Raw genomic sequence first — 10,396 nt, forward strand, 5'->3', positions numbered from 1 at the left:
GAAAGCTCGTTTGCCAGAGGGCGCAAAGGTGTTTGCAACCGATAGCATCGTTTCAAAGGGTGGTGATGATCCTGATGTAGAAATGCCGACCGGTGGTGTGCGCATTACCCTCTCGTGCAAGCCCAATCGGCACTGGAAGGCAGGGCCTCAGGGTTTGCTGCCGCTTTGGAAAGCCGATCGCTTGCTTCGGCAATCGGGCTTGCGAATATACAAACGCTTCTTTGACGACTTCCCATTTCGGGAACTGAACCATGTTTGGGCTGACACACGAGGCGAGGACGATCCAGATTACGTTGTGCAGACACATGAGAAAATCCTAGAACGCTGCCTCCTGATGACCACCGACCCCGGCGATCTGGTGCTCGACCCGACCTGCGGTTCTGGCACCACCGCTTTCGTGGCCGAAAAATGGGGCCGCCGCTGGATCACCTGTGACACCAGCCGCGTGGCAATCACGCTGGCCAAGCAGCGGCTGATGACCGCCAGTTTCGACTATTTCCGCCTGGCCTATCCGCATGAGGGGCTGAAGGGCGGTTTCGTCTATCGGACCGTGCCGCACATCACGCTGGAAAGTATCGCCAAAAACCCCGACATAGACACCATTCACGACGCCAAACACCCCGCCATCGCCGCGGCGCTGGGGCGGCTCAACGCCACCCTCACCATCGCCGCGCCCTTCCGCCCCGCCCAAGGCGCGCGCAAGGGCAAGCCCGTCACCTTCACCAAGGGCGAGCGGCTGGAGGAATGGGAGGTGCCGTTCGACCTGCCCGACGACTGGCCCGCGGCCGCAGCCGAACCCTTCGCCGCCTTCCACGCCGCGCGTCAGGCGATGCAGGCCGCGATGGATGCCAGCATCAAGGCGCACGCCGATCAGGAAACGCTGTATGACAAGCCAGAGGTGGACAAGACCCGCCTGCGCATCACCGGCCCCTTCAGCGTCGAGGCCGTGCCCGCGCCTTCCGTCCTGTCGCTCGACGATGTGACCGCCCCTGACCAGGCCGATGCCACGGTGGCGCGGTCGGGCGAAACCTCGCGCCAGACGCAATGGCGCGATGAACTGGTCCGCACCGGACTGCGCGCCAAGGGTGGCGCGATGCTGAAGATCACCGATCTGGCTGTAGCCCCCGGCCTGTCGCATATCCATGCCGTCGGATCGGTGGCCGAGACGGGCGAGACGATTGCGGTCAGTTTCGGCCCCGAACATGCCGCGCTGGAGCAAAAACAGGTCGAACGCGCCATCGAGGACGCGCAGAAGCTGGTCCCGAAGCCGAAGTTCGTGGTGTTCTGCGCCTTCACCTTCGACCCCGAGGCTGCCAAGGACATCGACGAGATGCAATGGCCCGGCGTGACCCTGCTGAAGGCGCAGATGAACACCGACCTGCTGACCGAGGATCTGAAAAAGGCGAAATCGTCGAACCAGAGCTTCTGGCTGATGGGCCAGCCCGAGGTGGAATGCCGCAAGTGCGCCGACGGGATGTATGAAGTCGAAGTGCTGGGTTTCGACTATTTCGACCCGCGCACGGGCGAGCTTTCCAGCGGCGGGACCAAGAACATCGCCATGTGGTCGCTGGACACCGACTATGACGGCCGCAGCCTGATGCCGCATCAGGTGTTCTTCCCCATGGCCGGGGCCAAGGACGGCTGGAACCGCCTGAAGAAGACGATCCGCGCCGAGCTGGACGAGGACCTGCTGGAGCAGTTCCACGGCACCGTCTCGCTGCCCTTCGAGGCGGGCGATCAGCGGCGGGTGGCGGTGAAGATCGTCGATGACCGAGGGATCGAAAGCCTCAAGATCATCGCGCTGGAGGCGTGAGGCATGGAGAAGCCGAAGTCCCTGATCATCAACTCGCCCTTCGTCTGCCCGGCCCAGCACTGGGTGGAGGGCCAGGGCGCGAAGCTGGAGATCAAGCCCGAACGTCGCCCCGCGAGTTACGAGGTGATCGACTCGCGCAACAACACCAAGCGGGTGGAAACGCTCGACCTGGTGAACACGATCCGCGGCCGGGTGGATGCCTGGCGGGCGGCAGGCTGGCCCGGCATCACCATCGTCACACGCAAACTGCTGGAACACTGGCGCGACCGGACCGAGGGTATCCGGCCCTATCCGTTCTACTTCTGCCAGCTCGAGGCGATCGAGACCCTGATCTGGTGGGTCGAAGGCGCCGAGGAATTCAAGCAGGGGATCGTCATTCCGGGCGATGGCGGCCCGTGGGAGCGGCTGTGCAACAAGATGGCGACCGGGTCGGGCAAGACCACGGTCATGTCCATGATCATCACCTGGCAGGTGCTGAACGCACTGACCTATCCGAAGCGGAACAAGGATTTCGCGCGCGCGATCTTCATCGTGGCGCCGGGGTTGACGGTCAAGGAACGGCTGCAGGTGCTGATGCCCAGCGAAGGCAGCTATTACGACGAGTTCAACCTGTGCCCGTCCGAAGCGATGCGCCAGAAGCTGAACCAGGCCGAGGTGCGGATCGAGAACTGGCACACGCTGATGCCCGCGGCCGAGCCGAAGCGGTCAGTCGTGAAGAAGGGCGCGGAGTCCGACGAGGCCTTTACCCGCCGCGTGCTGGGCAAGCTGGCGGCGCACAAGGACATCGTGGTGATCAACGACGAGGCGCACCACGCCTATCGCAAGCCCGCCGAGCTGAAGATCAGCAAAAAGGCCGCCGCAGAGCAGGGGATCGACCTGGACGAGGCAACGCGGTGGATCGAAGGTCTGGACCGGCTGCACAAGACGCGCCGCATCCAGCGGTGCTTCGACCTCTCCGCCACGCCCTTTGCGCCGACTGGCAAGGCCAGCACCGACACCGCGCTGTTCGACTGGATCGTCTCGGATTTCGGGCTGAACGACGCGATCGAGGCCGGGCTGGTGAAGACGCCGCGTGTGGTCGTCAGAGATGACGCGATGGTGGACAGCAAGACCCTTAGGTCGAAGCTCTACCACATCTACCGCGACCCCTCGGTTTCCGAGGATCTGAACCGCGCCAAGGCCGAGCCGCACGAGCCGCTGCCAAAGCTGGTGCAGGACGCCTATACCCTTTTGGGCGCCGACTGGCGCGAAACCCGGCGCCAATGGGCCGAGGCGGGACATCACTCTCCGCCCGTGATGCTGACGGTGTGCAACCGGACAGAGACGGCCGCCAGGATCGAGCACTACTTCAATCAGGGCGACGTGCATTGGCAGGAACTGTCCTCGCCCATGCAGACCCTTCGCGTCGACTCGCGGGTGCTCGAGAAGGCCGAGGTCGGGGAGACCGCCACGGCCGACAAGGGCTATGAGGAGCGGCTGCAAGGGATCGTGGATGCGGCCCGGATCCCGGAGACCCGGAAGGATCGGCTGAAGGCCCTCAAGAAAGAGGAGCTTCTGCGCGAGATTGTCGACAACGTCGGCAAGCGCGGCGGCGCTGGGCAGGACCTGCAGAAAGTGATCTCGGTCGCTATGCTGTCGGAGGGGTGGGACGCGAAGAACGTCACCCACATCATGGGGCTCAGGGCGTTCACCTCACAGCTACTCTGCGAGCAGGTCATCGGCCGTGGCCTTCGGCGCGTGACCTATGACACCGACGAAAATGGTCTGTTCCGGCCGGAATACGTCAATGTCTTCGGCGTGCCGCTGTCGATCTATGAACCGGCTGAAGGGGGCGAGGCACCGCCGCCACCGAAGCCATCGACGCAGATCGACGTGATCCCGGAACGGGCGGAGTTCGAACTGCGCTGGCCGAACGTGCTTCGGATCGAAACCGTGGTGAAGCCGGTTCTGACTGTCGACTGGAATGCAGTCGACGTTTTGACCCTCGATCCCGCCGCAACGGCGATCTCGGCCGAACTCGCCCCGGCGCTGGGCGGCGCCACGGACATGAGCAAGGTCCGCAACATCGACCTCGCTTCGCTGCCCGAGGGTTTCAGACTCCAACGGCTGACCTTCGTTGCTGCGCGAAAAGCCTTCTCGACGTTGAAGGGCAGCTTCAAAGGTAACGAGGAATACCTCCTGCTGCAGCTGATCCGTCTGGTCGAAACCTTCCTCGCCAGTGGCAAGGTCGATATCCCGTCGCTGTTCCACACAGACCCGATCCGCCGCCGCGTGCTGATCGCACTGAACATCGACAACGTGGTTCAGCACTTGATGCGGTTCGTTACCAGCCAGAACACGACGGAACTGACGCCCGTCTTCGATGAGGAAAACCCCATCGGCAGCACGGGCCAGATGCGCCCCTGGTACACGACGAAGCCCAACTTCCCCACCATCAAGTCCCATATCAGCCACGTTGTCGGGGACTCTGCTTGGGAGGGCTATGCCGCGAACGTCTTCGAGACGCGGGACGAAGTCGTTTCCTTCGCCAAGAACGATCACCTTGGCTTCCAGATCCACTACCTCTGGCAGGGGTCGCGGCGGCGCTACGTGCCGGATTTCATCGTCCGCCTCCGGAATGGCTTCACGCTCGCGCTCGAGATCAAGGGGGTCGACAGCCCGCAGAACAAGGCCAAGAGGGACGCCTTGGCCGAGTGGGTTAACGCCATCAACGCTGCGGGCGGCTTCGGCACGTGGGCATGGGACGTCGCTTTCGAGGCGGCGCAGGTGCACGACATCATTTCGAAGCATGGCTAGCGTCCATTGTAATGTGCGCTGCCAAAGTTGGGCTTCCCATAATGAGGAAAGTAGATGAGCGTTAGATTACTTGGTGCGAAAGGGACAGCAATAAAACTTGCGAAACTGATCAAAGACCACGATCAAATTTACATCGCAGCAGCATGGGGGTCCAATTCTCAAGTTGCCGACAATCTAATCCAAAACAAAGAAAAATTCGTTTCGGTTACCTTTGGGCTAAGTTTCTGCCAAACTGATCCCGACCTTGTTGACAGATTAGTGGGAATCAAAAACGCTTTCGTGACAATAAGTGAAAAGGTCACATTTCACCCCAAGCTCTACTACTTCCAGAGTGGGGATAATGCGGAGGCGATTATTGGAAGTTCAAATTTCACGAATGGCGGCCTAGACAAAAACCACGAGGCAAATCTACATGTAAAGGGCCCAACCAACTCGACAGTTTTTGCTGAGATACGAGCCCAAATCGAGAAATACAGGCCTCTTCAAAGACCTGTCACTAAGGAGCTAGCTGAAAGCTACAGACTACAGCACAACGCAGCAAGGCTGCTGCCGAAACCGCGAAACCCAACCCTACCAGGCACAAGCGCACTTGCAGCACAACTAGCTTCACCTTTGGCAAGACTTGACTGGGAGGCCTACGTGAAATCTGTGAAGTCAAGCCCCTATCACAACTTCAAAGCCAGACTGGGTCTTCTGCGGGAGTGTCAGAGGATGTTCGCAAGTGTGAGTTCGTTTGCGGATCTTTCGACGTTTGAGTGGAAGGCGATTGCTGGTGTAATTGGCGAGAAGCAGAAGCACGAAGCCAATCTCGATCAGCATGACTGGGGCTGGTTTGGCTCGATGAAGGGCATGGGTGACTTCGCGAACCGCATCGCTGAGAAAGATGACGCGATTGCGAAAGCTTTGGATGCGATTCCGAGGCATGGAGAGGTAAGCGAGGCGCACTACAATCAGTTTCGCCAGGAATTCCTACGAGCATTTAAAAATTCATCTCGGGTCGGCGGCGTCCCAACTGCAACCCGACTCTTGGCAATGAAGCGTCCGGATACATTCGTCTGCATTAGTAAGCCCAACAAGGACGGCCTCGCTGAGGCGCTTGGTTTTCCGAAAACAGTTCTTGAACTCGATAATTATTGGGAAAGGGTGATCGAACCCATTCGCATGTCCCCATGGTACAGTTCACAACGCCCGCTGGGAGCGGACGCAGAACTTTGGGATGGTCGAGTAGCTATGCTAGATGCGATCTACTACCGCCCATAGCCTATGCCCCCTCCTCTGGTTCCTCCCCGGCCCTGAACGTATGCGGGGGGGCGCAGCGCAGCGGTTCGCTAGCGTGAGGCAATTTCACCGGGGAAGCCAGGCGGAAGCCACCTTGCGCCCCGTTGCAGGAATTCGTGAGTCAGATCAGCGGCTTGCGCAATCACGATCTGGCGGGGGTGGATTCCCGGCGGGAAGCCAGGGAAGCCACCTTCGGGGAAGCCAGGTGGGCAGAAGCCACCCCGAAAAGCCAATTCATTAGAAGCCGTTGAATCCGCTTCACTTTTCGGGTTGACAGACCTGCCCCCATTGACCTACCCCTTGATCATCGAAGAATTGCGCCCGGAGGAACCCCCTCGCGGGCGCTTTTCATTTTCCTCCCCCACATCCCGAGCCCCATCCCATGGACCTCGTCTTCGCGCCGAGCCAGGTAGAATCTTGGCCGATTGCCCGGCTGCGCCCCTATGCCCGCAATGCCAAGATGCACGGCGACGACCAGGTGGCGAAGATCGCCGCCAGCATGGCCAAGTTCGGCTGGACCGTCCCCTGCATGGTGGCCGACGATGGTGAACTGATCGCGGGCCATGGACGGGTGCTGGCTGCGACCATGCTCGGGTTGACCGAGGTGCCGGTGATCCGGCTCAGCCACCTCGACGAGGCGGAACGCCGAGCCTACCGGATCGCCGACAACAAGCTGACGGAGCTCGGCGAATGGGACGAAGCCCTGCTGCGCGACGAGATTGCGGGGCTGCTGGCCGAGGATTTCGACCTGACGCTGCTTGGCATCAGCGACGATGAGCTTGACGCGCTGCTGCGGGATCCCGACGCGCTGGGCGACGATGGTCCGGTCGAGGGCGAGGACGATGTGCCCGAACTTCCGGTCACGCCAGTGTCGGTGCCGGGCGACCTCTGGCAGCTGGGCGCGCATCGTTTGATCTGCGGCGACAGCACTGCGGCCGATGTCGTTGGGCGGCTGCTCGGTGATGTCCGCCCCCTGCTGATGGTGACCGACCCGCCCTATGGCGTCGAATACGATCCCTCCTGGCGCAATCAGGCTGGCGCGGCCAAGACGAAACGCACAGGTAAGGTGCTGAACGACGACCGGGCCGACTGGCGCGAGGCTTGGGCGCTGTTTCCCGGCGACGTCGCCTATGTCTGGCACGGCGCGCTGCATGCCGCGACAGTGGCCGAGAGCCTGGTGGCCGCGGGTTTCGCCATCCGGTCGCAGATCATCTGGGCCAAGGACCGGCTGGTGCTCAGCCGGGGCGATTACCACTGGCAGCACGAACCCTGCTGGTATGCGGTGCGCGCCAAGGGCAAGGGTCACTGGGCGGGGGACCGCAAGCAGACGACGCTGTGGCAGATCGCCAACCGGGATCAGGATGCCGATACGGTCCACAGCACGCAGAAGCCGGTTGAATGCATGCGGCGGCCGATCCTGAACAACTCCAGCCCCGGTCAGGCGGTCTACGAGCCGTTCATGGGATCCGGCACCACGCTGATCGCGGCCGAAACCACAGGCCGTGTCTGCTTCGGGGTCGAGTTGAACCCGGCCTATGTCGACGTGGCCGTCGAGCGCTGGCAGTCACTCACCGGTCTGGAGGCCGTGCTGGCGGAAACCGGCGAGGCCTTCGCCGCCCTCAAGTCAAGGAGACTGGCGACATGAACGATGTCCTCGCCATCCAGCAGGCTGCAACCAGCGATGACGAAATCGCCGTGCTCGCCAGCGCGGTGACCGACTATCAAGAAAAGCTGCGCGACGCGAAAGGCTATCCCCGGATCAATGCGCTGCAACAGGATCTGCAGGCGACGCGCCAGCGCTTGGCCGTGCTCTTCGGCGAACGCCATGGCTGGCACCTGACCCGGTCGGGCTTTTCGCCCTCGGTGCTGGCGCGGCGCGGAGTGTTCAACGGTCGCGGCTATCACGTTGATCCCTGGCCGCAAGAGCTTGTCGACCATGGCTATTTCTACCGGAAGGACCGGAAGGCCGCCGCGGTGGCCGCGCATCTCTATGGCGACTTCGATGCCGCGAAGCGTCAGGACACCGAAGCGACCGCTGCGCTCTACGGGCTTCGCGTCACCTGGCCCGAGGACTTCCCAAGCTGGTATCTTCCAGGCCGAACCACGCTCATCGTCTGCACACCGGCGACGGACCCTGCGTGATGATCATGCCACCTGGGCGGGTCGAACTCTGGCCCCTAGCCCGTCTCCGGCCCTACGCCCGGAATGCCAAGACGCATGACGCCGACCAGGTGGCCAAGATCGCCGCCAGCATGGCCGAGTTCGGCTGGACCGTGCCGGTGCTGGTCGCGGCCGATGGCGAGTTGATTGCGGGGCACGGCCGCATCCTAGCCGCGGCACAGCTCGGGCTGGCGGAGGTGCCAGTCATCGTGCTCGGCCATCTGACCGAGGCGCAGCGCCGGGCCTATCGGATCGCCGACAACAAGCTGACCGAACTGGGCGGATGGGACGAGGCGCTGCTGCTCGAGGAAATGCGCGAGCTGATGGCCGAGGACTTCGACCTCGGGCTGATCGGCATCCCCGAGGGCGAGCTGGACGCCCTGCTGAACGATGCCGACGACCGCGCGTCCATCGACGATGACACCGCGGATACGATCCCCGAGGCCCCCGCCGAGCCGATCACCCGCCCCGGCGACATCTGGGCGCTGGGCGATCACCGGCTGATCTGCGGCGATGCAACCGACCCGGCCGTGGTGGCGCGGCTGATGGACGGGGCGCAGGCCTCGCTGATGTTCACCTCGCCGCCCTACGCGCAGCAGCGCGACTATGGCGCGGCGAAGGAAAAGGTCGCCGATTGGGATGCGCTGATGCAGGGCGTATTTGCCGCAGCGCCGGTCACCGCCGATGCCCAACTGCTGGTCAACCTCGGCCTTGTTCACCGTGACGGTGAATGGATCTCCTATTGGGAGGGCTGGGTTGACTGGATGCGCGCGCAGGGCTGGCGGCGCTTCGGCTGGTATGTCTGGGACCAGGGGCCCGGCCTGCCCGGCGACTGGAACGGCCGCCTTGCGCCCTCGCACGAGTTCATCTTCCACTTCAACCGCCAGCCCCGAAAGCCAAACAAGACGGTCGAGAGCAAGCACGCAGGCGAGACCCTCGGCGGCGGCGGGCTGCGCGGGGCCGACGGAGCCGTCCATCGCAAGACCGGCTTCGGCAACGCGATCCAAAGCCACCGCATCCCCGACAGCGTGTTCCGGATCATGCGCCACAAGGGCGGGCTGGGCGCGGCCGGATCGCACCCGGCCGTGTTCCCCGTGGCGCTGGTCGAGGCGGTGCTGGAGGCATTCACCGATCCCGGCGACCTGGTGTTCGAGCCATTCTGCGGCTCCGGCACCCAGCTGATCGCCGCCGAACGCACCGGGCGGCGCTGCTGCGCGGTCGAACTGGATCCGGTCTATTGCGACGTCGCGGTGCGGCGGTGGGAGATGGCAACGGGGCGGAAGGCCAGCCGCGATTGACCAGTTGGCCCGAACTTGCGAATGTTCGCCCAGAAGGAGAATGGGAAATCGGCCTACCGCCTTCGGCACTTGAATGGTCGAATTTCGCCGGAGCAGTTGATGCGTAGCCCTTCCCTTTCGTCCCCCGGCAAAGCCGACCAACTCATTGATATCTTTGAACGCGAGGTGGAGGTCGAATATCGGGGCGAGCGGTATCGGGTTCGCGACAATGGTTCCGCGCATCGTCTGCCCCAGAAACGGCAGAAGACCAGACCGCTTGATGACCAATGGACCTTTGGGCGGCAGGGGTTGTCGACTGGCTACATGTATCTGAGCGGCGTGCCCGTTCATCGGATCGTCTGCTGGGCTTTTCATGGCGAGCCGCCCACTGACCGTCATGTCGTTGATCACATCGACACGAACAGGGCGAACAATCGACCGGAAAACCTGCGGTGGGTCACGCGGCTGGAAAACGTCCTGCTCAACGAAATCTCTGCTCGGCGCATCGAACTGGTCTACGGCTCGATTGAAGCCTTCTTCGCTGACCCCAACCGGGTCCAGACCGATAAGGTGTTTCCCGACATATCCTGGATGCGCACCTTGTCGAAGGACGAGGCGGCAGCCGCAAAAGCACGTTTGCAGGAATGGGCAAAGAGCGGTTCTGTCCCAAGCGGTGGCGCGCTGGGCGAGTGGCTGTATGGGACAAGAGAGCGGGCAAGCTATGAGCCTCCCTCGGAAGAGTATGAGTCGCTGACGCCGTCGGTCGTGCAGGTCAAATGGAAGGTGCCGACAGAATTCCCACTTTGTCCGGAGGCAGTGACCGAGGACGCGCTCGAGCGCTACGCGGAAAACCTGAAGTTTGGCCGTGTTTTCGCCCGAAACCATCTCTACCAGAGTCTGGTCGTGCAACATGGCATGACCGAGGACAGCCTCGTGGTCCTTACGCACGATCCTAGCGACAATGCGATCAAGGACTGGGCGGTCGCGCATGTCGGGAGAGTGTCCTGTCTTCTGTGTATCGCTGAACCGGTCCATGCTTCCTGAAGGGAGCACTGACGATGACAATTTCCAA

General features: G+C 62.4%; 7 protein-coding genes. All 7 read left to right on the forward strand.

Going from position 1 to position 10,396, the window contains the following annotated elements; translation table 11 throughout:
* Positions 1 to 82: 82 nt before the first annotated feature.
* The 7 genes from RGD00_RS22025 (at position 83) to RGD00_RS22055 (ending at position 10,368) form a co-directional block, all read left to right on the forward strand.
* Complete coding sequence (locus RGD00_RS22025; RefSeq protein ID WP_310459389.1) at positions 83 to 1,813, forward strand: DNA methyltransferase; 1,731 nt, start codon at positions 83 to 85, stop codon at positions 1,811 to 1,813.
* 3 nt (positions 1,814 to 1,816) lie between these two features.
* The gene (locus RGD00_RS22030) at positions 1,817 to 4,609 is read left to right on the forward strand and encodes a BPTD_3080 family restriction endonuclease (protein ID WP_310459390.1); all 2,793 of its coding nucleotides are present in this window, start codon (positions 1,817 to 1,819) and stop codon (positions 4,607 to 4,609) included.
* Between the two features lie 54 nt (positions 4,610 to 4,663).
* The gene (locus RGD00_RS22035) at positions 4,664 to 5,869 is read left to right on the forward strand and encodes a phospholipase D-like domain-containing protein (protein ID WP_310459392.1); all 1,206 of its coding nucleotides are present in this window, start codon (positions 4,664 to 4,666) and stop codon (positions 5,867 to 5,869) included.
* Positions 5,870 to 6,269: 400 nt separating this feature from the next.
* Positions 6,270 to 7,532 (forward strand): DNA methyltransferase, encoded by a 1,263-nt coding sequence (locus tag RGD00_RS22040; protein WP_310459393.1) that lies wholly within the window; start codon positions 6,270 to 6,272, stop codon positions 7,530 to 7,532.
* On the forward strand, positions 7,529 to 8,029 hold the full coding sequence (locus tag RGD00_RS22045; protein ID WP_310459394.1) for a hypothetical protein: 501 nt from the start codon (positions 7,529 to 7,531) through the stop codon (positions 8,027 to 8,029). Before RGD00_RS22040 ends, RGD00_RS22045 begins: the two co-directional genes overlap by 4 nt.
* Positions 8,029 to 9,345, forward strand: a complete 1,317-nt coding sequence (locus RGD00_RS22050; RefSeq protein WP_310459395.1) for a site-specific DNA-methyltransferase — start codon at positions 8,029 to 8,031, stop codon at positions 9,343 to 9,345. Before RGD00_RS22045 ends, RGD00_RS22050 begins: the two co-directional genes overlap by 1 nt.
* Positions 9,346 to 9,366: 21 nt before the next feature.
* The gene (locus tag RGD00_RS22055; RefSeq protein WP_310459396.1) at positions 9,367 to 10,368 is read left to right on the forward strand and encodes an HNH endonuclease signature motif containing protein; all 1,002 of its coding nucleotides are present in this window, start codon (positions 9,367 to 9,369) and stop codon (positions 10,366 to 10,368) included.
* Positions 10,369 to 10,396 lie beyond the last annotated feature (28 nt).

The organism is Ruixingdingia sedimenti, assembly GCF_031432425.1.
Lineage (GTDB): Bacteria > Pseudomonadota > Alphaproteobacteria > Rhodobacterales > Rhodobacteraceae > Ruixingdingia > Ruixingdingia sedimenti.